General features: G+C 71.2%; 21 protein-coding genes. 7 read left to right on the top strand and 14 right to left on the bottom strand.

Going from position 1 to position 23,813, the window contains the following annotated elements; genetic code table 11:
- Window positions 1–41: 41 nt before the first annotated feature.
- The 8 genes from HZZ10_RS15205 to HZZ10_RS15170 form a co-directional block, all read right to left on the bottom strand.
- Window positions 42–791: a vitamin K epoxide reductase family protein gene (locus HZZ10_RS15205; protein ID WP_179914139.1), complete on the bottom strand. Its 750-nt coding sequence runs from the start codon at window positions 789–791 to the stop codon at window positions 42–44.
- 131 nt (window positions 792–922) lie between these two features.
- Window positions 923–2,158, bottom strand: coding sequence for an MFS transporter (locus HZZ10_RS15200; RefSeq protein ID WP_179914148.1), 1,236 nt, complete (start codon window positions 2,156–2,158; stop codon window positions 923–925).
- Window positions 2,159–2,181: 23 nt separating this feature from the next.
- On the bottom strand, window positions 2,182–2,874 hold the full coding sequence (locus tag HZZ10_RS15195) for a metal-dependent transcriptional regulator (protein ID WP_179914138.1): 693 nt from the start codon (window positions 2,872–2,874) through the stop codon (window positions 2,182–2,184).
- A 72-nt stretch (window positions 2,875–2,946) separates the two neighbouring features.
- Window positions 2,947–3,777: a metal ABC transporter permease gene (locus HZZ10_RS15190; protein WP_179914137.1), complete on the bottom strand. Its 831-nt coding sequence runs from the start codon at window positions 3,775–3,777 to the stop codon at window positions 2,947–2,949.
- Window positions 3,774–4,562, bottom strand: coding sequence for a metal ABC transporter ATP-binding protein (locus tag HZZ10_RS15185; RefSeq protein WP_179914136.1), 789 nt, complete (start codon window positions 4,560–4,562; stop codon window positions 3,774–3,776). Before HZZ10_RS15185 ends, HZZ10_RS15190 begins: the two co-directional genes overlap by 4 nt.
- Window positions 4,559–5,626, bottom strand: coding sequence for a metal ABC transporter solute-binding protein, Zn/Mn family (locus HZZ10_RS15180; RefSeq protein WP_228087660.1), 1,068 nt, complete (start codon window positions 5,624–5,626; stop codon window positions 4,559–4,561). Before HZZ10_RS15180 ends, HZZ10_RS15185 begins: the two co-directional genes overlap by 4 nt.
- Window positions 5,627–5,668: 42 nt before the next feature.
- Window positions 5,669–7,648, bottom strand: a complete 1,980-nt coding sequence (locus HZZ10_RS15175) for a metallophosphoesterase (protein ID WP_179914135.1) — start codon at window positions 7,646–7,648, stop codon at window positions 5,669–5,671.
- A complete protein-coding gene (locus HZZ10_RS15170; protein ID WP_056131534.1) occupies window positions 7,648–7,977 on the bottom strand; it encodes a histone-like nucleoid-structuring protein Lsr2 in 330 nt (109 codons plus the stop codon). The genes HZZ10_RS15175 and HZZ10_RS15170 overlap by 1 nt, the downstream gene beginning before the upstream one ends.
- A gap of 151 nt (window positions 7,978–8,128) precedes the next feature.
- Between HZZ10_RS15170 and HZZ10_RS15165 the strand changes: the two genes are divergently transcribed.
- From HZZ10_RS15165 to HZZ10_RS15155, 3 genes are all read left to right on the top strand, one after another.
- On the top strand, window positions 8,129–8,590 hold the full coding sequence (locus HZZ10_RS15165; RefSeq protein WP_056131531.1) for a PPOX class F420-dependent oxidoreductase: 462 nt from the start codon (window positions 8,129–8,131) through the stop codon (window positions 8,588–8,590).
- Window positions 8,587–10,383, top strand: coding sequence for a glycoside hydrolase family 35 protein (locus HZZ10_RS15160; protein ID WP_228087658.1), 1,797 nt, complete (start codon window positions 8,587–8,589; stop codon window positions 10,381–10,383). The genes HZZ10_RS15165 and HZZ10_RS15160 overlap by 4 nt, the downstream gene beginning before the upstream one ends.
- Before the next feature lie 187 nt (window positions 10,384–10,570).
- Window positions 10,571–12,844: a SpoIIE family protein phosphatase gene (locus HZZ10_RS15155; protein ID WP_179914134.1), complete on the top strand. Its 2,274-nt coding sequence runs from the start codon at window positions 10,571–10,573 to the stop codon at window positions 12,842–12,844.
- Between the two features lie 49 nt (window positions 12,845–12,893).
- On the opposite strand, the gene HZZ10_RS15150 is transcribed toward HZZ10_RS15155, so the two are convergent.
- A complete protein-coding gene (locus HZZ10_RS15150) occupies window positions 12,894–13,259 on the bottom strand; it encodes an STAS domain-containing protein (RefSeq protein WP_179914133.1) in 366 nt (121 codons plus the stop codon).
- Between the two features lie 288 nt (window positions 13,260–13,547).
- Here HZZ10_RS15150 and HZZ10_RS15145 point away from each other — a divergent pair, with 288 nt between their 5' ends.
- On the top strand, window positions 13,548–14,027 hold the full coding sequence (locus tag HZZ10_RS15145; RefSeq protein WP_056131524.1) for an ATP-binding protein: 480 nt from the start codon (window positions 13,548–13,550) through the stop codon (window positions 14,025–14,027).
- Between the two features lie 83 nt (window positions 14,028–14,110).
- Here HZZ10_RS15145 and HZZ10_RS15140 read toward each other — a convergent pair whose 3' ends face one another.
- Both HZZ10_RS15140 and HZZ10_RS15135 read right to left on the bottom strand, forming a co-directional pair.
- The gene (locus HZZ10_RS15140; RefSeq protein WP_082543929.1) at window positions 14,111–14,392 is read right to left on the bottom strand and encodes a CDGSH iron-sulfur domain-containing protein; all 282 of its coding nucleotides are present in this window, start codon (window positions 14,390–14,392) and stop codon (window positions 14,111–14,113) included.
- Window positions 14,389–15,483, bottom strand: coding sequence for an iron-containing redox enzyme family protein (locus tag HZZ10_RS15135; RefSeq protein ID WP_179914132.1), 1,095 nt, complete (start codon window positions 15,481–15,483; stop codon window positions 14,389–14,391). Before HZZ10_RS15135 ends, HZZ10_RS15140 begins: the two co-directional genes overlap by 4 nt.
- Before the next feature lie 169 nt (window positions 15,484–15,652).
- On the opposite strand from HZZ10_RS15135, the gene HZZ10_RS15130 reads away from it, so the two are divergent.
- Window positions 15,653–17,431 carry a PP2C family protein-serine/threonine phosphatase gene (locus HZZ10_RS15130; RefSeq protein ID WP_179914131.1) on the top strand — a complete coding sequence of 593 codons (1,779 nt, stop codon included), beginning with the start codon at window positions 15,653–15,655 and terminating at the stop codon, window positions 17,429–17,431.
- Between the two features lie 129 nt (window positions 17,432–17,560).
- Here HZZ10_RS15130 and ku read toward each other — a convergent pair whose 3' ends face one another.
- Window positions 17,561–18,622: a non-homologous end joining protein Ku gene (ku, locus tag HZZ10_RS15125; protein ID WP_179914130.1), complete on the bottom strand. Its 1,062-nt coding sequence runs from the start codon at window positions 18,620–18,622 to the stop codon at window positions 17,561–17,563.
- A 150-nt stretch (window positions 18,623–18,772) separates the two neighbouring features.
- Here ku and HZZ10_RS15120 point away from each other — a divergent pair, with 150 nt between their 5' ends.
- A complete protein-coding gene (locus tag HZZ10_RS15120) occupies window positions 18,773–21,373 on the top strand; it encodes an ATP-dependent DNA ligase (protein WP_179914129.1) in 2,601 nt (866 codons plus the stop codon).
- A gap of 34 nt (window positions 21,374–21,407) precedes the next feature.
- On the opposite strand, the gene HZZ10_RS15115 is transcribed toward HZZ10_RS15120, so the two are convergent.
- Window positions 21,408–22,280: a polyphosphate polymerase domain-containing protein gene (locus tag HZZ10_RS15115; protein ID WP_308507592.1), complete on the bottom strand. Its 873-nt coding sequence runs from the start codon at window positions 22,278–22,280 to the stop codon at window positions 21,408–21,410.
- Window positions 22,277–23,026, bottom strand: a complete 750-nt coding sequence (locus HZZ10_RS15110) for a DUF4956 domain-containing protein (protein ID WP_179914128.1) — start codon at window positions 23,024–23,026, stop codon at window positions 22,277–22,279. The genes HZZ10_RS15115 and HZZ10_RS15110 overlap by 4 nt, the downstream gene beginning before the upstream one ends.
- 331 nt (window positions 23,027–23,357) lie before the next feature.
- Here HZZ10_RS15110 and HZZ10_RS15105 point away from each other — a divergent pair, with 331 nt between their 5' ends.
- Window positions 23,358–23,795 (top strand): Hsp20/alpha crystallin family protein, encoded by a 438-nt coding sequence (locus tag HZZ10_RS15105; protein WP_056131511.1) that lies wholly within the window; start codon window positions 23,358–23,360, stop codon window positions 23,793–23,795.
- Window positions 23,796–23,813: the final 18 nt, after the last annotated feature.

The raw sequence follows: 23,813 nt of genomic DNA, 5'->3' as shown, positions 1-23,813 counted from the left end.
GTCCGCCCGGCAGCGCGTGGACGGTCCGGAGTCCTCCGCGGTCAGGAGTAGCGCAGGTGGTCCGCGATCGCCGGGGCCAGCGCGATGACGACCCACGCCGTGACGACCAGGTACAGCGCGACGAGCAGCACGAAGCGGTTGCGGACGATCACGCTGCGGATCTTTTCCGACGCCGGGACCATGCGCTCCTGGACCGAGTAGACGAGCGAGTACCAGAACAGCGGGATCACCGCGAACCACACGACCATGCAGTAGGGGCAGAGCTTGCCGAGCTCGGCGACCGACGTGTAGACGAGGAAGACGACGAGCCCGAGGGCCGCGACGGTCCCCCCGAGCAGCGAGCGCCAGTACCAGGCCGGCAGCCGCGCCCCGGCCAGCAGCACGACGCCCGAGGTCACGACGACGGGGAAGGCGGCGACACCGATGAACGGGTTGGGGAAGCCGAGCAGGCTGCCCTGCCACGAGCCCATCGCAGCCGAGCAGTCGAGGAAGAGGTTGAAGCTGCAGCTCGCGACGTGGTCCGGGTCCTGGAGCTTGAGCACCTTCTCGATCGACAGCGCGAGCGACGCCGCGAAGCCGATCAGGCCGAAGACCAGCAGCACCCAGCCGTAGCGGCGGTCGCCGAGGGTCCGGCTCCGGGTCTGCGGGAGGGCCATCTCGGCGGCGAGCAGCTCGTCGTCGGTGAGGTCGGCGTCGGGGTCGACGACGTCGGCGTCCGCGCCGGCCGCGCGTCCAGCAGCGCCGGACCGTCCGGACGAGCCGGGAGCGGTGTGCTCGTTCCTGGTAGCCACACGGTCTCCTAGGTCAGCGGTCGGACGGGGCGGTTCACCGTAGCCAGCGACGCTGGGGGTTTCCTGAGACTGCCACGACGCGATCTGTCGCGCACGGCGGCGCACCGCAGCACGCTGCCGGTGCGCACGTCTCAGTGCGCGAGGAGCTCGGCCGGGACCCGGGTGATCTTCTGCCGCCCGAAGAGCACGATGACCGCGAGCCCGACGATCGTCAGCGCGGCCCCTGCCCAGGCGAGCGAGAGGTAGCCCCAGCCTGCGGCGATGACCAGCCCACCGAGGAAGGCGCCGTTCGCGTTGGCCGCGTTGAGCGAGGAGTGGCACAGCGCTGCGCCGAGCGACGGGGCAGCCGGCGAGAGATCCATGAGCCGGGCCTGGAGCGCGATCCCGAGGATCTGCGACGTCACCCCGATCGCGAAGAGCGCGACGACCGCGGGCACCGGCGAGGCGCCGACCAGACCGAAGGCCACGAGCGCGAGGGCCGTGCTCACGTAGCCGAGGTAGACGGTCCGCATGACGTCCCTGTCGACCAGCCTGCCGCCGATGAGCACCCCGAGCGTCATGCCGATCCCGAAGAGCGCGAGGATGCCCGGGACTGCGCCGACCGACAGACCGGTGACGTCGATGAGGGTCGGCTTGACGTAGGAGTAGACGGCGAACATGCCGCCGAAGCCGATCGCGCAGCCCGCGAAGGCCACCCACAGCGGTCCGTTGCGCAGCGCGCCGAGCTCGGTGCGGGGGGTCGCGCCGGCGGCGGCCGGGGTCCGCGGCAGCAGCGCGAGCAGCCCGACGACGGTCACCAGCCCGAGGCCTCCGATGATGACGAAGGCGACCCGCCATCCCAGGTGGTCCCCCACCCACGAGGACAGCGGCACCCCGACGATGTTCGCGACCGTCAGACCGGCCATCATCATCGCGACGGCGTGCCCGCGACGCGCGCGGCCCACGACGGCCGTGCCGACGATCGCGCCGGTCCCGAAGAACACGCCGTGCGGCAGCCCGGTGACAAATCGTCCGAGGAGCAGCAGCTCGAGGTTCGGGGCCGCAGCCGAGACGAGGTTGCCGATCGCGTAGGCGATCATCAGCCAGACGACGAGGGTCTTGCGCTCGACCTTGGCGGCCAGCACGGTGATGAGGGGCGCACCGAGGACGACACCGAGCGCGTAGGCCGTGATCGTGTGCCCGGCGGCCGGGATGGACGCCTGGAGGTCGTCGGCGATGTTGGTCAGCAGCCCCATCGTCGCGAACTCGGTCGTGCCGATGGTGAAGCCACCGAGGGCGAGGGCGAGGAGCGCGAGGCCGGGGCGGCTGCCGCGAGCCGGGCTGCTGGTCGTCTGCGGGTCTGCTGCCGTCGGAGCGTCCTTGGCCAGCGACACCGAGGGGTCGGGGGTCGTCACCGCGTCACGACCCACACGGCGTCAGCGGCACGCAGGCCGAGGTCGACCGTCGTCGTGCTCTCGGGAGCGTCGCTCGGGGCCCACTCGATGCAGAGCACACCCGCGAAGTCGCGACGCTCGACGACGGTGAGCTGCACGTCGAGACCGAAGCCGATCTCCGCGAAGTACCGCAGCACCTCGGCGTCCGCGTCGGAGATGCGGGCGACCACGGCCTGCGTGCCGGCCTGGAGCGCCGCGAGCGTGACAGCCGGGGGCGTCGGGACCGTGCCGTCAGGCGCCGGGATCGGGTCGCCGTGAGGGTCCCGGGTCGGGTGACCGAGACGCTGGTCGATCCTGTCGACCATGAGGTCGGAGACGGCGTGCTCGAGGACCTCGGCCTCGTCGTGCACCTCGTCCCAGGTGTAGCCGAGCTCAGACACGAGGAAGGTCTCGATGAGCCTGTGCCGGCGGACGATCTGCACGGCGTGCCTGCGGCCGAGCTCGGTCAGCTCGACCGACCCGTAGCGCGGGTGCTCCAGCAGGCCCTGGGCCGTCAGGCGGCGCACGGTCTCCGAGACTGTCGACGCGCCGACGCCGATCCGCTCGGCGAGAAGCTTGGTGGTGACGGGCTCGTCCGACCACTCCTGGGCTCCCCAGACCACCTTGAGATAGTCCTGGGCCACAGCGGTCAGCTCGAGTTCATCTGTCACCGGTCAAGCGTAGGTCACCCTGACCGGCCTCCAGCGTGATGTCCGGCACGGGTGCGCGGCTGGTTGCCGCGCTCAGGCGCGCACGCGACGGCTCCGCCAGGTCGCCGCGTAGGCCACCCCGAAGGCGATCCCCTGCATGAGCACGATCATCCCGGCGCTCGACGCGTCGAGGTAGTAGCTCGCGTACATCCCGGCCACGGCGCAGAGTGCCGCCACGGCCGGGGCGATCACCAGCATGCGCGAGATGCGGTCGGTGAGGAGGAAGGCCGTCGCACCGGGGGTGATGACCATCGCGACCACGAGGATCACCCCGACGGCCTGGAGCGCGACGACGACGGTGATCGCCAGCGCCGCGAGCAGCAGAGCACGCAGCCTGCGCGGCGAGAGCCCGATAGCGTGCGCGTGGACGGGGTCGAAGGCGAGCAGCGTGAGGTCTCGGCGCTTGACGACGAGGACCGCCGTGGTGAGCGCACCGAGGACGACCACCTGCCAGATGTCCGCGTCGGTCACACCGAGCAGGTTGCCGAAGAGGATGTGCGACAGGTCGATGTGGCTCGGGGTGACCGAGACCAGCACGAGCCCGATCGCGAAGAGGGTCGTGAAGACGACGCCGATCACAGCATCTTCTTTGAGCCGCGTCGTGTCGCGCACAGCCCCGATGAGCGCGACGGCACCGAAGCCGAAGACGAGCGCACCTGCCGCGAAGGGGATGCCGACGATGTACGAGAGCACCACGCCCGGAAGCACGGCGTGCGAGACGGCGTCACCGAGCAGGGACCAGCCGATGAGGACGAGCCAGCAGCTGAGCAGCGCGCAGACGATGCTGGCGACGACGGTGACCAGCAGCGACCGCTGCATGAACTCGTAGGTGAAGGGGTCGGTCAACCAGGTGAGCGCTGTCATCGCAGGTCCTCTCCGCCGAAGGCGCGGGCCAGGTTCTCAGGGGTCAGCACGGCGTCTGGCGTGCCGGAGGCCAGGACCGAGTGGTGGACGAGGACGACGTGGTCGGCGAGGGACGGGAGCGCGACGAGGTCGTGGGTCGAGAGCAGCACGGCGCCGCCCCGGGCGACGAGGTCACGCAGGACCGCGACCACGAGGGCCTCGGAGCCGCGATCGACCCCTGCGAAGGGCTCGTCGAGCAGCAGCACCTGGGCCTCCTGGCACAGGCTCCGGGCGACGAACACCCGTCGCCGCTGCCCACCGGAGAGCCGTCCGATCTGGCGGTCGGCGAGGTCGGCGAGCCTGACCTGCTCGAGCGCGGCGTCGACGGCGAGCCTGTCCCCGCGCCCGAGGCGACGGGTGGTCCCGAGCCGTCCGTAGCGACCTGTCGAGACGACGTCGCGGACCGTCAGCGGGAAGGTGTCGTCGATGGCCTCGGCCTGCGGCACGTAGCCCACGAGACCGGCACGCCGCGCGGCCTGGGGCGCCTGGCCGAGGATGCTCAGGTGCCCGGTGTCGGGCTCGATCATCCCCATGAGCGCCTTGAACAGCGTGGACTTGCCGGCGCCGTTGACCCCGACCAGCCCGGTGATCGACCCCGTGCGGACGGTGAGCGAGGCCCTGTCGAGGGCGGGTCGGGCAGCCCTGCCCCGGCCAGAGGACGAGGGATAGGTGTAGCTGAGGTCGTCGACAGTCACAGCGTCGGCGGCGGTCGACCAGGTGACCGCCGCGCGGTCCGCGCGGCTCATCGTCCCGCTCCGGCGGTCGCGGGCTGCGCCGCGCTGCTGTTCACGGGCTCAGCACCGGTCGCGCCGGTCAGCCCCGCGATGATGACCTCGACGTCGTGGGTGAGCAGGTCCTTGTAGGTAGGGACGGGCCCGTCGGGCTCGGAGAGCGAGTCGACGTACAGCACCCCTGCGAAGGTCGAGCCGGACTCGCGGGCCACCTGCTCCTGGGAGTCCGAGGAGACCGTCGACTCGCAGAACACCGCCGGCACCTGACGGTCCCGGACCGTGGAGATCGCGGCCTCCATGCGGCGCGGGCTCGACTGTCCCTCGGAGTTCACGGGCCACAGGTACACCTCGTCGAGTCCCGCGTCCCGGGCCAGGTAGGAGAAGGCACCCTCGCAGGTGACGAGCACCCGGGACTCGGCGGGGATCTCGGCGAGCGCCGCGGTGAGCGTCTCCCCCACGGCGAGCAGCTCGCCGGCGTAGCGCTCGGCGTTCGCCCTGTAGGCCTCCGCGTGCTCAGGGTCCTGCGCGGCGAAGGCCTCGGCTGCGGCGTGCGCGTAGTGGGCACCGACAGCCGGGGACATCCACGCGTGCGGGTTCGGAGCGCCCAGGTCGTCGCTGGGCGGTGCCTCGCCCTCGACGCCGACGGACTCGACGACCGGAAGCGCCTCGATGCCGTCCGACAGCGTGACAGTCGGGACGTCGAGGCCGGCGACGAACCTGTCGAACCACGCCTCGAGGCCGAGGCCGTTCGCGAGGACGAGGTCCGCGTCCGAGGCCCTCCTCAGGTCCGAGGGGGTCGGTTCGTAGCCGTGGATCTCTGCCCCGACCGCGGTGACCGACTCGACGTGGACGTGGTCGCCCCCGACCTCGCGGGCGATGTCGGCGATCACCGTGAAGGTCGTCAGGACGAGCAGCCTGTCACCGGCCTCGTCCCGCACCGACGCCGTCGGCGTGCAGGCGGAGACGAGCAGGGCGAGCGTCGTGGCGGCCACGACGACCACCGGTCTACGGCCTGGACGGCGCACCACGACGTCGACGGGTCTGCGGATCGAGAAGTTCGGCATACCGAACTTTCTCATCCACGCACCCGGATGTCGAGTCCTCCCCTGTGGACGACCTCGTCAGCCCGTCGTGTCGACCTCCCCCGAGGCCTCCTCCGGGGTCTCCGTGCCAGGGTCGGCAGCCGGGGCAGTCGGTGTGTCGCCCGGGGCGAGCGTCGAGACGTCGGTCGGAGCGTCCGTGGGCGCGTCGGACGAGCCGTCGACCGCGGTGCCACCCGACCCGCCCGAGGCGCCGCCGGGGATCGGCGGGAAGGTCATGCGCTCCCCGACCTGGACCGAGCGGTCGGGCTGGACGGCGATCACCTGGTAGTCGAGCATGACGCGACGCTCACGGTCGAAGCGGAAGACCGTCATCTCCGCGGTCCCGTTGAGCGGACCGATGGTCGGCTGACCGGAGGCCGCGCCAGCCGTCGTCGAGCTGACGTACCGCACGCCCTTGCCGAACTGGAGCGGACCGGACCTGTGGTGGATGTGCCCGGACAGCTGGATCGGGACGCATCCCGAGGCCATGACAGGTTCGCCTACGCCCGGGGTGTGGATGAGCAAGATGTCGGCCGGGTCGTCCTCGGAGCAGGCGACGTCGCGCAGACGGTTCCCGGCCTCCTCGTAGCTCTCGCCGGCGACCGAGGTCGACGCCTGTCCGATGCGGGTCTCCTTGGGGTCGGAGTCCCCGAGGAACCTCACGCCGTCGATGTCGACGACCGAGCCGTCGAGCACGGTAGCCCCCGCCGAGCGCGCCTGGTCGGAGGTGATCGAGCTGTCGTGGTTGCCGTCGGCCTGGACCCAGTCGACGCCGTCGGGCGCGGCCCCGATGAAGGAGTCGACGCAGAACCTCTCGACCGCCGTGCCGTTGATGGTCGAGTCACCGCCGTTGATGATGACCGACGCCTCGGACAGGGTCGCAGCCGTGGTGATGAGCGGGCTCATCCCGGTGTTGCAGTGCAGGTCGGAGACCATGAGCATCGTCACGACGTCGTCAGGGTCGCTCGTCGACGGGGTCTGCGTGGGCTCGTCGCCGGGTTCGTCCGTCCCGTCCCCCTCGGCAGGGCTCGAGACGTCTGCCGACGCGGCGTCGGGCGCGCCGTCGGACGGTGTGCTGTCGGAGGGCGTGCCGTCGGAAGGTGTCACCGAGGCGTCGGCCTCGCCCGCGTTGTCACCCGCAGAACCGGCGAGCAGCTCGGCGCGCCCCGAGACACCGTTGTCCCAGAGCAGGGACGTGCGCTGCTCGTCGAGGGCCTGGCGGTCCGCCCACGCGGTCTCGAGGTTGCGGTCGGCCGTCTCGTAGAAGGACTCGTTCGACCTGTACACGTTGACCAGCTGGCCGCCGTAGGTGTCGATGACCCCGGAGAGCCGCCCGGTGATGCGCGCCCCCTCGAGAGCCGTCCCGTCGAAGACCGGGGACGCCTGGGCGTCGACCCTGTCGAGCGCTGTGCTCGCACGGTCGGTGACCACGAGCGTCGTCGCGACGAGGGCGACAGCCACACCGCCGGCGACGACCACCGACGCGCGGGCGAGGGGCTCGCCGAGCTCGCGCCGCCGGGTCGCACCGAGCGCGAGATACCCCGCGCAACCCACCACGAGGATCGCCGCGAGCGCCCCGGCGGCCCGCCAGGCGGCGTCGGTCAGCAGCGTGCGGGTGACGTAGGAGATGGTCGCGTCAGGGCCTGAGAAGAACTGGAGATACCCGTCGACGTCGCCCGCGAGCGCGTTGAGCGTCGTCGCAGAGTCGACAGCCGTGAGGTCGGCGGGGATCTCCTCGATCGTGACGCGCACGCCGAGCATGAGAGGCAAGGGCGACTCGAGCTGGACGGTGCCGAGGGGACCGAGGTCGACGGTCACGAGGGAGGAGGTGGTGACCTCGTAGCGGGCGTTGTGGGGTCCGAGGCTCGCCTCGGTCGACGCCGTGGTGATCCCGAACCAGAGGCAGGAGATCACGGCGAGAAGGCTGACGAGGGTGTACCGGACCCAGCGCGGGGGCACCGGGAGCCTGTCGGAGAAGCTGGAGACCTTGCGTCGGACGGTGTCGCGCGGAGCGGTCATCAGTTCCCCGCAGCGCGGTACTGCGCGACGACGTCGTCGGGGATCTTCTTGCCCCGGGCGGGCAGCGCGATGCCGCGGGCGTCGGCCCAGGCACGCAGCGCAGCCGGGTCGTGGCCGGTGACCACGCGCGTGAAGCCGCGGGTCGAGCCGAGCGAGGAGGCCTTGCGGCCGTGGCCGACGTGCTGGGCGAGGGCGTCGCGCAGCGCGCGGGCGTTCTGGGCGGAAAGGTCGATCTCGTACTCGCTGCCGTCGAGCCCGAAGCGGACGGTCTCGGTCGCCGGTCCGCCGTCGACGTCGTCTGTCAGGACGACCTTGGTGTGCTGTGCCACGAGCGTTCTCCCGACGTGTCCGTGCTGCTCCCCGGTCTGGTGAACCCGACGATCCTAACGTGACGGGCGGGGGCCCGCGCGGGGCTCGGACTTGTCCACAGCCAGCGGTAACGGGTTGCCGCAGCCCAGCGCACCGGGCAGGCTCGTGGGCATGGCCAGAACTGTCGCACGCGCCGAGCGTGCCACCCGCGAGCAGCTGCTCGACTTCGTCCGTCCGCGCCACCGCGCGGTCCTCACGACCTACAAGCGTGACGGGTCTCTGCAGACCTCCCCCGTCGCCTGCGGCCTCGACGCCGAGGGCCGGGTCGTCGTGTCGACGTACCCCGAGCGCGCGAAGGCGGCCAACGCCCGCCGTGACCCGCGCGTCATGCTCTGCATCCTGTCCGACGACTGGGACGGTCCCTACGTCCAGGTCGACGGGACCGCCGAGGTGCTCGACATGCCGGAGGCGCTCGAGCCGCTGGTCGAGTACTTCCGGGTGATCGCCGGGGAGCACCCGGACTGGGACGAGTACCGCGAGGCGATGCGCGCGCAGGACAAGTCGCTGATCCGGGTGACCATCACGTCGTGGGGCCCGCTCGCCTCGGGCGGCTTCCCGGCGCGGCTCGCATGAGCGGCGCGAGCACGCAGGTGCCGGACAGCAGGATGGTGATCGGCGAGACCGACTTCCTGCTCGACGGGAAGCCTCTGCGGATCCTCTCCGGGGCGCTCCACTACTTCCGTGTGCACCCTGACCTCTGGGCCGACCGCATCCACAAGGCCCGGCTCATGGGGCTCAACACGATCGAGACGTACGTGCCCTGGAACGCGCACGCACCCCGCCGCGGCGAGTTCCGGACCGACGGCGGTCTGGACCTCGAGAGGTTCTTGCGGCTGGTCGAGGCCGAGGGCATGCACGCGATCGTGCGCCCCGGACCCTACATCTGCGCGGAGTGGGACAACGGCGGTCTGCCGGGCTGGCTGTTCCGTGACCCTGCCGTGGGTGTGCGCCGCGACGAGCCGCTGTACATGGAGGCTGTCTCGGAGTACCTCGGCACCGTCCTCGACCTCGTCGCACCCTTCCAGGTGGACCGGGGCGGGCCGGTGGTCCTCGTGCAGGTCGAGAACGAGTACGGCGCCTACGGCTCCGACCACGTGTACCTCGACAAGCTGGTCGCGCTGACCCGGTCGCACGGCATCACCGTGCCGCTGACGAGCATCGACCAGCCGAGCGGGACGATGCTCGCCGACGGGTCGGTCGACGCGCTGCACAGCACGGGCTCCTTCGGCTCGCGCAGCGCCGAGCGCCTCGCCACCCTGCGCGAGCACCAGCCGACGGGTCCGCTCATGTGCGCAGAGTTCTGGGACGGCTGGTTCGACCACTGGGGCGCGCACCACCACACGACCTCGGCCGAGGACGCCGCGCGCGAGCTCGACGAGCTGCTCGCCGCGGGGGCGTCGGTCAACATCTACATGTTCCACGGCGGGACGAACTTCGGCTTCACGAGCGGCGCCAACGACAAGGGCGTCTACCAGCCGACCACGACGTCCTACGACTACGACGCCCCGCTCGCCGAGGACGGCAGCCCGACGGCGAAGTTCTTCGCCTTCCGCGACGTCATCGCCCGCTACGCGCCGGTCCCCGACCAGGCTCTGCCGGAGCGGGTCCCTGCGCCGACCCCCGCGGTCGACCTGGAGTTCTCGCTCTCGGTCCTCGACGCCGCCGAGGGCCTCGGCTCGTGGACGGCGTCGGAGCACGTGCCGAGCACCGACGAGGTCGACGCCTACACGGGCTTCGCGCTCTACCGCACGACGCTGGCCGCCGCGCAGCAGCGCGTCCTGTCGGTCGGCGAGGTGAGGGACAGGGCCCAGGCCATGCTGGACGGGTCGGCCGTCGGCACGCTCGACAGGTCCCGCCACGAGCGGACGCTCTCGCTCCCCGGCGGCCCGGAGGGTGTGCTGACCTTCCTCGTCGAAGACCAGGGCCGGGTCAACTACGGACCGCGCCTCGGCGAGCACAAGGGGATCATCGGGCCGGTGACTGTCGGCGGCACCGAGGTGACGGGGTGGGAGGTCCTGCCCCTCGACCTCGACGACGTCGGGCCGCTCACCGAGGACGTGCGCGCCCACGGCGGACCCGTGGTCAAGGGCGGCGCGGTGCTCGGGCCGTCCTTCGTCGCGGGGAGCTTCGAGGTCGACGAGCCCGCCGACCTCTTCCTCGACGCCGCGCGGCTCGGCAAGGGTGTCGTCTGGGTCAACGGCTTCAACCTCGGGCGGTACTGGAGCGCGGGACCGCAGCAGACGCTCTACGTCCCGGCACCTGTCGTCGTGGCCGGGCGCAACACCGTGCTGGTGCTGACCCTCGACGGTCTCGACGAGGCACCTGCCTTCGTCCCGGGTCTCGACCTCGGGCACGAGGAGCAGTAGCCCGCCGCGGTCCTGCGACGCCTCCGGGCCGTGACCACGAGCGGCAGTCGGCCGTGGGTGGTCGCGGCACGCGGGACGTCGTGTCGGACCCCGAGCCTGCGGGCACAGGGCGGCACCGCTGCCGCCCTGTGCCCGCGGGTGGGTATCGTTCTCCCATGCACCCCGGCACCGACGTCGCCCCTCGCTCGTGACGGCCCTCCCCCCGCGCCAGACGCTGCTGACCCCCGACACCCCTGTCGACCTCGACAACTGCGCGCGCGAGCCGATCCACATCCCGGGCCGGGTGCAGCCCCGCGGGTGCCTGCTGGTCGTCCGCTCGAGCGACCTCACCGTCGTCCAGTGCTCCGTCAACGTCGCCGAGCTGCTCGGCCGCCCCAGCGAGACACTGCTCGGCTCGACGCTGCGCGAGGGGCTCGGCACGTACTTCGAGGGCGTGGTGCGCCGTCACCTGGCCGCAGGTCCGCGCCTGCACGACCGCAACCCGCTGCTCGTGGCCGTCGAGGTCGACGGCCAGCTCCGTGAGATGGACGCGATCCTGCACAGGATCCCGCTGCCCGACGACCTCGACGACTCGCTCCTGGTCATCGAGCTCGAGCCTGCCGAGGGCCTGCGCCCCTTCACCTTCGCCAACACGTACCAGGCCGTCCGCGACGCCGTGAACGACCTCAACCGCGTCTCGAGCCTCGCGGAGGTCTTCGACATCGCGGCCCGTCACGTCCGGGACCTCACGGGCTTCGACCGCGTGATGATCTACGCCTTCGACGAGGACTACAACGGCGAGGTCGTCGCGGAGGTGCACAGGGAAGGTCTCAACTCCTTCCTCGGTCTGCACTACCCGGCGACAGACATCCCCGCCCAGGCCCGTGCGCTCTACGAGAAGAACTGGATCCGGCTCATCTCGGACGTCGACTACGTCCCGTCTGAGATCGTCCCCACGGCCAACCCGATCACCGGCGCCCCCCTCGACCTCACCCACGCGACCCTGCGCAGCGTCTCGCCGATCCACCTCGAGTACCTCGGCAACATGGGCGTGCGGGCCTCGATGTCGATCTCGCTGCTGCGCGACGGCAAGCTCTGGGGCCTCATCGCCTGCCATCACTACTCCGGCCCGCACGAGCCGCCCTTCGGCGTGCGCGCCGCCGCAGAGTTCCTCGGGTCCACGCTCTCCCTGCGGCTCGTCGCACAGGTCGAGGAAGACCGCCTGGCAGCCTCGCAGCGCGCCGCCGGGATGCTCGCCGACCTCGTCGCGCGCAGCCGCGACGAAGACCTCCCGCTCGGGCAGGCTCTCACGGGTTCCGACCTGCTGCTCGACCTCGTGCAGGCCGACGGCGTGGTCGTCTTCGCCGACGACGAGATCTCGACCCGGGGTGAGACCCCCGACGCGCAGAAGAGCCGTGAGCTCGCCGAGTGGGTCCTGGAGCAGGACGACGACCTCGTCCGGACCGACAGCATCGTCGCCTCGGTGCCCGAGCTCGCGGGGACCGACGACGCCGCGGGTCTCCTCGGGATCACGCTCCCCGACGGTCAGGCCGTCGTGTGGCTGCGGCACGAGGCCACCCGCGACGTCGACTGGGGCGGCGACCCGCACAACAAGACCATCGAGCGCCTCGAGGACAACTCTGTCCGCCTGAGCCCGCGCAAGTCCTTCGAACGGTGGCGCGAGGTCGTCCGCGACCACAGCATCCCGTGGCAGGACGATGTCGTCGTGTCAGCCACCTCGTTGCGCGCCCACCTCGTGGAGGCCTTGTACCTGCGCGGGCAGCGCGACCTGCGCTCGGCCCAGGCCATGCAGCGGTCCATGCTGCCGACCTCACTCCCCCAGCCGACAGGGTGGCAGGTGACCGCGCGGTACGAGCCCGCCGACGGTGGACGGGTCGGCGGTGACTGGTACGACGCTCTCGTCCTCCCGAGCGGACGGCTCGCTGCGGTCGTGGGCGACGTCGCTGGCCACGGGCTGCCCGCCGCAGCCTCGATGGGTCAGCTGCGCAACGCGCTCCGCGCGATCCTCGTCGGCTCAGAGTCGCCTGCCCGGTCGATCGCCGAGCTCGACCGCGTCGCGCGCTGGACCCTCCCGGACCAGTACGCCACGGTCCTGGTCGCCGTGCTCGACCTCGCGACGGGCGAGGTCGAGTACTCCTGCGCGGGCCACCTCCCGCCGCTCCTGCTCGCCCCGGACAGCTCGTCGACGTGGGACCGTCCGCTCGGCACACCGCCGCTCGGGATCCTCGACAGCGAGCCCGCGACGCGGCGCGTCACGGTCCCCAAGGGTGGCGGGATCGCGCTGTTCAGCGACGGTCTCGTCGAGCGACGCACGGAGTCGATCGTGGTGGGCGTCGAGAGGCTCCAGTCCGCGCTGGCCGGCGGAGCGGGGGTCGACGGCGCCATGGAGCTGTCCCACGCGGCCGACTCCAACGACGACGCGACCTTGCTGCTGCTCTGCCGCGACGAGGACTGTGCCTGACAGCAGGAGACGTCGGACCGCGTGACGGGTCGCGGCTGCGTGCCGAGCGCTAGCCCAGGTCCGCGAGGGGCAGGTCGTCGTCAGACGGCGACGTCGTCGTCCGGAAGTCGAAGCGCGAGGTGAGGCCTGTCACGTCGATGATCCACTGGGCGCGCTCAGGCACGTCCACCAAGACCGGGCGCTGGCCCTCCGGGGTCACCTTGAGCGCCTCGTACAGGATCCGCAGACCGCTCGAGTCGATGAAGGTGACGTCCCCCATGTGGACCTCGACAGGCTCGAGGGAGCGACGGTCCGCGGGCCACACCTCACGGAACCGCGCGTTGACCACGACGTCGACCTCGCCGCTGAGCACCCACAGGTGCGGTGACGCGTCGTCGAGCGAGAAGCGCCCGCTCGTGGTCTTGCGGTTGTCCATGAAGTCTCCCCAGGTACGGCTGCGAGCACGTCGGTGCTCGGCACACAACTATCTCAGACCCTCGCTACCTCGACCACACGAGACCGTGCACATCAGCGCCGCCCAGGGAGTCGTCTCAGCGGGGGCGTCCGCGGGCCGGGTGAACCGTGACCAGGACGGTCGAGCCACGTCCCGCGTTGAGCGCGCACTCGGCGCGGACCGGTGGCAAGATGGCCGTTCACCGCAGACACCAGCGCGGCGACGGCGTCCCCGAGCGTCGACCGCCCGAGACCACGAAGGGCCTTCCTTGTGAGCGAGATCAGGTCAGCACGGCCCCCAGCCGACTTCACCGAGGTGCGCCACTGGATCCTCGACTCTGTCGACGGGCTTGCGAAGCTGCGCGGCTCGCTGTTCCGCGAGCTCACGGGCACCCCGTACCTCGGCAGCTCGTCGCTCGACGAGATCCCCGAGAAGATGGTCCTGGTGACGAGCGAGCTCGCGACGAACGCGCTGCGCCACGGGAAGCCGCCGACGATCGTCACCCTCATGGTCAACGGAGACGAGCACCTCCTCGACGTCGCCGACCACGACACGTCGAGCGTCCCTGCGCTCGCCGAGGAGCGGGAGCCCGGCGAGGGTGGCTTCGGCCTCATGCTGGCCCAGCAGCTCGCGCTCGACGTCGGCTGGTACGTCTCGGAGACCACCAAGCACATCTGGGCGCGATTCTCCCCGGCCCACGCCACGCCCGAGGGTCGGCCCGGCGCCTCGGCCGAGATCCCTCAGTCCTGACGACGGTCCGCCCCTGGGCTCAGCTCTTGGTGGCCTCGGTCGCGCCCCGCAGCACACTTCGGCCGCCTGGTCCGACCTGCCCCTCAGGCGTCGTCAGACCTGAAGCCGTTGACCTTGTGCGTGCCGTCGCACAAGGGCTTGATGGCTGAGCCACCGCACCTGCACAGCGCGACGACGTTGCGCGACCGCGGCAGCGGCTGACCGTCGGGGCCGAGGAGCGTGGCCGGTCCACGCAGGAGCAGCGGCCCGTCCGGGCACAGGGTCACCGTGACGTCGCCCTCGAGAGGCGCGACGGCGGCCAGCGGCGCACCCGTCTGACCTGCGTGGAGATCCGGCGCTGCACCCGACCCCGCGGCCCAGGTCATGCCACGGACCGCAGCGCGAGGGATCCGCGTTCCCACGAGGCGAGGAGCGCGGCAGCCGCCCACCCGTCGACCGCGAGGCAGGCCGCGGCCCCGAAGACGATGTCGGGCAGCAGTGACGGGTCGTCCTCGGCGAGGCGCCCGGCCAGGTCGCGCCCGGCGATCTGCTCGTGGACGGCGTCAGCCTCGACGTGCTCGTCGAAGTACCGCGTCGTCGCGGCGTCGTGCCCGGTGCGCCTGAAGCCGTTGCCGTAGAGGCGGTTGGGGATCGACGAGGTCATCTCGAAGGCCGCGAGGTGCCCCACGATGGCCCCGCGCAGCCGGCGGTGCAGCCCGAAGAAGGACATGAGGTTGACCGAGGCGAGGGTCGCGGCGTCGACGTGGTCGACGTACGCGCCGTAGGAGTCGTCGAGGCCCATGCCACGCATGGTCTGGGCGAAGAGTGCTGCGTGCATGAGCGCGGGGTCGCCGCCGCCGTACTCGTCGGTCTGGATCTCGACGAGCGCACCCTTCGGCGCTCCCCCGAGCCGCGGGATGGCCCAGGTGTGCGGGTCGGCCTCCTTGAGCTGGTAGACGGACCTGTGCACGAGGAGGTCGCGGAGCTGCTCCTCGGTCGCCTTCTTGGCGACGAAGTGCGACAGCCCAGGGCCGGAGTCCTGCGAGGTGAGGTCGAAGAGGGCCTCAGCGACCGAGGCGCGGTCCGGCGCGGGCAGCTCAGGCATCTCGACACGGCTGCGGAGCTCTGCCTCGAAGGCGCGCTCGATCACCGCACGGGCGGCCAGGAGGGACGGGTCCCACTCCCAGTCGTCGCTGACGTCCTCGATGCCGCGGTAGTGGAGCTCGTAGAGGCAGAACAGCGCGAGCTGGACATCGTGGTCCTGCGTCAGGAGGACGTCAGGGTCGACGACGGCCGGTGCGGACCGGACGGCCTCGTCGAAGGTGTCGCGGGCGGACTGCGGGGCGTCGACAGGGTCGAGGACGAGCTGCGCGAGCAGCGCCTCGCTCACCGGACCTCGGGGGGTCGGCAGCGGGAGGGTGCGCGCACCGTCGCGGGCAGTCGTGGACACAGGGGGCTCCCGTACGTCGGAGGACATGGAGAAAGGACAGTCGACCTGACCGTAGGTGCGACCTCCCCCTCTCGCGACCCGGCGCCTGTGGACAACTCCGGGTGCACACGACCCGGTACCGGGACGACGCCGCAGGTCACAGCTGGGCACCGGCCAGGTGGTCGCTGGTGTCAGGCGGCTCCACTACTGTGTCGACGTGGATTCACTGTGGTTCGCCGAGGCGACGAAGAACAGCGTGATGGGCATGGCGGCCAAAGAGCTCGCCTGGGACCAGACGCCGCTGGGTCGTCCCTCGACCTGGCACCCTGCCCTGCGGCAGGCCGTGCAGCTGTGCTTCTCGACGACCTTCCCGGTGATGATCGCCTGGGGCCCCGAGTACACGATGATCTACAACGACGGCTACCGGGACATGCTCGGGACCGACAAGCGCCTCAACGCCATGGGCCGTCCGTCCAAAGAGGTCTGGGCGGAGATCTGGGACTACGTCGGCGGGCTCTTCGAGGAGGTCGAGCAGACCGGGCGCTCCGTGGGCGAGGTCGACCAGCTGCTCGTCATGAACAGGTCAGGATTCGACGAGGAGACCCACTTCACTTTCTCCTACAGCCCGATCACCGACGAGACCGGCGCCGTCCTCGGGATCCTCAACATCACCTCCGAGACCACGGCCTCGGTCGTGGACCGCCGCCGTCTCAAGACCATCGACCAGCTGCACGCCACCATGACCGAGCACCGCAGCAGCATCACGGGGCTGTCGGCGGCTGTGCTCGACGTGCTGCGCGACAGCGACGACATCGCACGGGCCGAGCTGCACCTGGCCGAGGGCGGCGACCTGGTGCTCGCCGGGGCGACAGACCTCGTGCACAGCGAGCTGGTCGACGCAGAGGTGGTCCGCAGGGCGTGGACGAGCCGGCTGCCCGTCTCGCTGAGCCCGACGCTCGTCGCCCCGCTCTCGCGCGCCGACGAGCAGGCCGCGCACGGCGTCCTCGTCCTCAAGGGGAGCGTGCGCAGGCCCTACGACGCCGCCCAGCGTGCCTTCCTCATGCTCGTCGCGTCCACGGTGAGCGCCGCTCTGGGCGCGGCGACCGACCTGCGCCGAGAGATCGACCTGCTCAACGCCTACGCCGAGCTCGCCGCGCGCGAGGCAGAGCGCACCCGCGAGTCCTCTGTCGCGCTCCAGCACTCGTTGCTGACCTCTCCCCCGGAGCCTGACCACCTGCACATCGTGGTCCGCTACCACCCGGCCTCCGACGACCTCGAGATCGGTGGCGACTGGTACGACTCCTTCCTCACCGACGACGGTTCGACGGTCCTCGTGATCGGCGACGTCACCGGGCACGACCACCACGCGGCGGCCGCGATGGGGCAGATCCGCGGCATCATCCGCTCGATCGCCTACGACCGCGGCGAGGTGCCCTCGCAGGTGCTCATGCGATCCGACAACGCGATCCACGGGCTCAACCTCGGGCAGACCGCGACAGCGAGCGCGATCGTCGCGCGGATCGAGCAGGACCGTGCCGACCTGCGGTCGCGGGTCCGCACCATCCGCTGGTCGAACGCCGGCCACCCGCCGCCCGTGATCCTGCGCGCCGACGGGTCGGTCGAGGTGCTGCGGCGTCAGAACGACCTGATCCTCGGGATCATCCCGGACCACCAGCGTCACGACTTCACGATCGCTCTCGCTGACAACGACACGTTGATCTTCTACACGGACGGGCTGATCGAGCGCCGCAACCGGACGATGACAGCGAGCGTCGAGGCGCTGGTCCGCACGCTCGAGAACCGTCAGGACGACGACCTCGACGAGCTGTGCGACCACGTGCTCACGACGCTGGTGCCAGGTCGCGCGGACGACGACATCGCGATCGTCGCCGTGCGGGCCTACCCGCAGGACGAGCCGCGGCCGCCCGAGGCCGGCCCGAACGAGAACCTCCCGCCCGAGCTCGACGACGGGGACGTCGGCACCACGTCGGTCTGAGCGAGGCGCTCCTGGGCGGCTGGCCCTGCCCCTCGGCACGATCGCTGCCGTGGTCCGGGGGGGGCACCTTCCCGGTGCGGCTCTCCCTGCGGACCTGCCCCGGGAAGACCGCCGACGAGGCCGGGCCTCTCAGCCCGTCTTCTTCGCCGGGGTCTTCTTCGCGGAGCCCGACGTCGCCTTCGTCGCGGTGGCACGCGCGGTGGTCTTCTTCACCGGGGCCTTCGAGGCCGAGCCGGAGTCCTTGGTGCCTGAGGCACCGGAGCTTGCTGGCTTCTTCGCAGCGCTCGTCTTCGCAGCGCTCGTCTTCGCCGGCGTCTTCTTGGCCGGGCTGCGTCTGGAGGTCGAGCTCTTCTCAGCACCGTCGTCCGAGCTGCCGCCGTTCGACGTGCCCGACCCTGACCCGCGCGAGCGCTCGACGCTGCGGCGCAGGACCTCCATGAGGTCGATGACCTCGGCCCCGTCCTCTTTCTCCTCGTCGGGTTCTTCGCCGAAGGTCGCGGCCGTGTCGACGGCGTCGCCGTGCTCGAGCTTGGCGTCGATCAGGGTGCGCAGCTGCACCTGGTACTCGTCGGTGAACTTCTCGGGCTCGAAGTCGCTCTCGAAGCTCGCGACGAGCGCCGAGGCCATCTCGAGCTCTTTCGCGGTGATGCGAGGCGTCTCGTCGAGAGAAGGGAACTCCGGCTCGCGGACCTCGTCGTCCCAGCGCAGGACCTGGAGCAGCAGCACGTCGCCCCGTACGCGCAGCGCCGCGAGCCGGGTGCGCTGGCGCAGGGAGAAGGACACGACGGCGACGCGGTCGCTCTCCTCGAGGGTCCGCACGAGCAGCCTGTACGACTTGACCGACTTGGAGTCGGGCTCGAGGTAGTAGGCGTGCTCGTACATGATCGGGTCGATCTGGTCGCGCGGCACGAACTCGACCACGTCGATCTCGCGGCTGCGCTCGACGGGCAGCGCGTCGAGGTCGTCCGGGGTCAGGACGACCGTGCGCTCCCCGTCGTCGTAGGCCTTGGCGATGTGACCGAAGTCGACGACCTTGCCGCACACCTCGCAGCGGCGCTGGTAGCGGATCCGGCCGCCGTCGGTGTCGTGCACCTGGTGCAGGCCGACGTCGTGGTCCTCGGTCGCGCTGTACAGCTTGACGGGCACGTTGACGAGCCCGAACGTGACGGCACCCTTCCAGATCGCTCGCATCACCCCATGATGCTCCCGGATGCCGAGGGTCGCACCCGTGGCCATGATGGGTCTGTCAGCGACGGTCCGCCGCACGACGCCGGCGGACCCACCCGGGCGGCACGGCTGCCGTGAGACGGTCCACGTACCCGACACCCGACGGAGGCCCCTGTGCCCGACGACGACAGCACCGGCGGCGCGCGGCGCGACGCGCAGCGCGAGACCGTGACCATCGACGGGCACAAGGTCACGCTGACCAACCTGTCCAAGGTGGTCTACCCGGAGACGGGGACCACCAAGGCCGACGTGCTCGCCTACCTGGCTGCGGTCGCCCAGCCCTTCGTCGCCCACGCGACGGGACGTCCGGCGACCCGCAAGCGGTGGGTGCACGGCACGGGCGGGCCGGTGTTCTTCCAGAAGAACCTCGACGACTCCGCTCCCGACTGGGTGCACAGGCGCGACATCCAGCACTCCGACCACGTCAACACCTATCCGCTCGTCGACGACCTCGCGACGCTCACGTGGCTGGGTCAGGTCGCCGCCCTCGAGATCCACGTGCCGCAGTGGAGGTTCGGCCGGACCGGGGTCGAGCACAGGCCCGACAGGCTGGTCCTCGACCTCGACCCTGGCCCGGGGACCGGCCTGGACGAGTGCGTGCAGGTCGCGCTGTGGGCGCGGGAGATCCTCACGGGGATGGACCTCGAGCCCTTCCCCGTGACGAGCGGGTCCAAGGGGATCCACCTCTACGCGGCGCTCGACGGGGCCCACGACTCCGACGCCGTCAGCGCCGTCGCGCACGAGCTCGCCCGGGCGCTCCAGGCCGACCACCCCGACATGGTGGTCTCGGACATGAAGAAGTCGTTGCGCGAGGGCAAGGTGCTCGTCGACTGGTCGCAGAACAACCGCAACAAGACGACGATCAGCCCGTACTCGCTGCGTGGCCGGGACAAGCCCTACGTCGCCGCGCCCCGCACGTGGGCCGAGCTCGAGGCAGGAGGCCTCGAGCACCTCCTCGCCGACGAGGTGGTCGCCAGGCTCGAGCGCGACGGCGACCTGCTCGCGCCGCTGCTCACCGGAGGCCACGCGGCGCTCGAGCCGACGGCCGAGCGCATGGCCGGCTTCGAGCGGACGGACCGGCTCGAGGTGTACAGGTCGAAGCGCGACGCGTCGAAGACACCTGAGCCGGTCCCCGAGGCTCCGTCCGGGGGACCTGCTGCGACGTCCGACGGCGAGGAGGCTGCCGCGCCGACCTTCGTCATCCAGGAGCACCACGCGCGGGCGCTGCACTACGACTTCAGGCTCGAGCACGACGGTGTGCTCGTCAGCTGGGCGCTGCCCAAGGGTGAGCCTGTCGACACGACCCACAACAGGCTCGGCGTGCAGACCGAAGACCACCCGCTCGAGTACGGCAGCTTCGAGGGCACGATCCCGAAGGGCGAGTACGGCGCCGGCACAGTGTCGATCTGGGACCGCGGCACCTACGACCTGCACAAGTGGCGCGAGGGCGAGGAGGTCATCGTCACCCTGCACAGCGACGGCTCGGGCGGGACCGACCGTGGGTCGCGACGCCTCGCGCTCATCCACACGGCGCACACCGGGGGTGGCAACTCGTGGCTCGTGCACAAGATGGCCGACGAGGGTGCAGGTTCGCACGGCGGGCGGCGTCGCGCGGGCGGGGGCACGGGTGGCTCCTCGGACGGGTCTGGAGAGGGCGCGGGCGACGGGGCGGCCGAGGACACCGCGACGGAGGTGCGCGACGGCGCGAGCGGCAGTGGCGGCAGCAGCAGCGGTTCTGCCAAGCCGATCACGCCCATGCTCGCGACCCCCGGGTCGGTCGAGGACCTCGACGAGGACGACTGGGCCTTCGAGATGAAGTGGGACGGGATCCGGGCGATCGCGACAGTGGTCGCGGACCGTGAGGGGTCCCCAGGGTCGGTGCGCCTGACGAGCCGCAACGGCAACGACCTCACGGCCTCGTACCCCGAGCTCGAGGTGCTCTCGTCGTGCGTGACGGAAGACGTGGTGCTCGACGGCGAGATCGTCGCCCTGGACCGCGGGGGCCGACCTGACTTCGGCCGGCTGCAGACGCGCATGAACCTCACGGCCCGCCGGGACGTCGCCGCGGCGCAGAAGGCCCAGCGGGTCGACTACATGGCCTTCGACCTCGTCGAGCGTGCTGGTCGCCGGCTGACGCGGGTCGGGTACGACGGGCGACGCGCAGCGCTCGAGGAGGTCGTCACCGAGTCTGGACCCGTGCACGTGCCGCCTGCTTTCACCTCGGACGCCGCGACCGCGCTGGCGGCGAGCAAGGAGCTGGGTCTCGAGGGGATCGTCGCCAAGCGCAGGTCGAGCACGTACAGGCCGGGGCGACCGGCCCACACCTGGGTCAAGGTCAAGCACGTGCAGACGCAGGAGGTGGTCGTCGTCGGGTGGCGCACCGGAAACGGCGCACGTGCCGAGACCCTCGGCTCCCTGCTGGTCGCCGTGCCCGACGACTCCGGGACGCTCCGGTACGCGGGCCGGGTCGGCACAGGCTTCACCGAGGCGACGCTCGGACGGCTGGCCGAAGAGCTGGCCCGCCACCCGCGTGCCACGCCACCGGTCGACGACGTCCCCGCGGCCGACGCACGGGACGCGCACTGGGTCCGTGCGGACAGGGTCGGCGAGGTCGCCGTGAGCGGCTGGACCGCCCAGGGACGACTGCGCCACCCTGTGTGGCGCGGGTGGCGGACGGACAAGTCGCCGTCTGACGTGGTGCGGGAGAACGCCTGAGCCAAGAGCGCGGAGCAGGTCGGTCGCCGGTGCATCAGACCACGTGCCGACGCAGCGTGCGGCTCCACCGGTTCGAGGGCAGCGCGGCGTCGAGGGCAGCCAGGCCGACGCAGTACTTGCTGAGGCTCACCGGGCGGTGACCGCGTGCCCACAGCCACCGGTCGACGGCCGTGGCGGTCCCGGGCGACTTGCTCTCGAGCACCACCTGGTCGCCCAGGCCTGCGTGACCCGCCGTGCTGTACCCGCCCTCCGCCGCCAGGCCCGACCGGTCCTGCGGCGCAGGCGTGCACAGCAGCGCCGCGTCGCAGGTCAGTCGTGTCCCGGCGACAGGGTCGACGAAGGTCGTGCGGTCGTAGGTGGTGACGAGCGTCGGCGCGAGGGCTGCCACGACGTGTCGCGCGTCGGGGAGCGCCTGCTGCAGCACCGTCGCTGCGAAGGCGCGTGCCTGCGGGTCGATCGACGCGGCCGAGGCACGGTCATAGGCGAGCCGCTCTTTGACGGTCTCGCCGCGTCCACCCTTGACCTTGACCTCGAAGACGCACTCCCCCGAGTCTGCGTAGGTCCGGGTCCGCACCTTGAAGCGGCGGCGGCGTCCGTGGGCAGCGCTGCGGTACGACTGGAGGGCGGGGGTGTCGAAGTACACCGACTCGTAGCCGAACCTGCGCCGCCCGTCGATCTCGAGGACTCGCAGACCCTGGTGGTCCGCGAGGAGGTCGGCGAGCATGCTCGTCGGGACGACGTACTTGCGGTCGACCCGGGTCTGCAGGTCGGCGAGCTCCTGGACCTCGGTGAGGTCGACGGCCCCGAAGCCCGAGACGAGATCGGTGAGCCTGAGGTCGGCGGCCGACGGTGCCGAGGGTGCCGTGGGTGCCGTAGGCGTCGTAGGCACGACGTCGGGCGTCGTCACGAGCGCACCGCCGCGTCGGTCGCGCGGTCTGCCGCGAGCAGGGCGTCGGACGAGGCCCCGCCTGTGTGCCCCGCGCGGCGGGCCGCAGGGCGCAGCGACTCGGGGACGTCGGAGGCGAAGGCCCCGGCGCCGAGGGACGGGGCGTCAGCGGTGCTGCGGGCCGGCAGGGTCGAGGCCAGCAGCGGGGAGCGTGTCGTCACCGTGGGCCGGACGACGTAGCGGACGTCGACGCGCTGCAGGTCTCGCACCAGGTCTGTCTCCTGGACGACGACGCGGCGCACCGTGCCGCCGAGGAGGTCTTCGAGTCGCGCGGTCAGCTGGGTCTCGTCGGGGTAGACCGTGTCGAGGGTGACGACCTGGCGCCTGTAGCCGGCAGTCTTCGGGTTGGAGTCGACGAGGAGCATCACGACGATCAGCGCGGCGCTGAACAGCGGTGCGATCCACCACGGGTCAGGCTGGAGCCCGGCGATGAGCCCCAGGGCGAGGGAGGCGAAGAAGTACGCGACCTCTTCCTGGGCGAGCTCGGAGGACCGCAGCCTGATGATCGACAGCACACCGAAGAGCCCGAGCCCCAGACCTGCACCCACCGTCGACGTCGCGAGCACGCTCGTCACGGCGAGGACCCCGACGTTGAGCCCGATGTACGCGAGCAGCATCTCGCTGCGGCGGTGACGGCGGAAGTAGACGGCATAGGTGAGGACGAGGATGGCGACGAGGTCGACCGCGACGATCCACAGGTTCGGCATGAGGGCTCCAGGGTTCAGAGGGTGGTGCTGGCGTGATGGGTCATGTCTAGGCAGCAGACCTATGACCCGGCTGTGCAGGCCGTAGGTGCAGCCGAGGAACCCCGGGTGGCACGGAGATGGACGGCAGGTGGACACCCACTGAGGGTGCCGCCAGCACCCACCTCGAGACGGTCCGCCGTCGCGCCGTTGTTCGCTCACAGCGAACGGATCCTGGCTTGGCACTCGCCGATCTCGAGTGCTAAAAAACTGTCTGTAGCCACCTCGGGCGGCAGGCGCCCGAGACCACGACCGGTCCCGAGATCCGGGACCTGTGACGAGGAGGTGATGCGTGATGGCTGCACGGATCGACCCGTTCACGGAGATGGAACGACTCCTGACCTCGGCCCTGCCGACAGCCCGCACCGCGACCAGCATGCCGATGGACCTGCTGCGCGAGGGCGACCACTACGTGATGTCGGTAGACCTTCCCGGCGTCGACCCCGGCACGATCGACGTGTCGGTCGAAGACCGCACCCTGACGGTGCGCGCCGAGCGCTCTGCCCGCTCGTCGTCGGCAGACTGGCTCGTGCGCGAGAGGCCCTCGGGGACCTTCGCCCGTCAGCTGACCGTCGGCCGAGGGCTCGCTCTCGACAAGATCTCGGCCTCGTACGCCGACGGTGTCCTCTCCCTGACCATCCCGGTGAGCGAAGACGCCAAGCCGCGCAAGATCGAGGTCTCCCACGCCGGGACGGCCTCCCAGATCTCCCCGGCGCACGCCGTCGAGGCCTGAGCACCCGGTCCCCCGCCC

It is taken from the genome of Sanguibacter inulinus, assembly GCF_013415325.1.
Taxonomy (GTDB): Bacteria; Actinomycetota; Actinomycetes; order Actinomycetales; family Cellulomonadaceae; genus Sanguibacter; species Sanguibacter inulinus.
The sequence above is the reverse complement of the archived record's forward strand: the minus strand, read 5'-3'. Positions and strand labels throughout refer to the sequence as shown.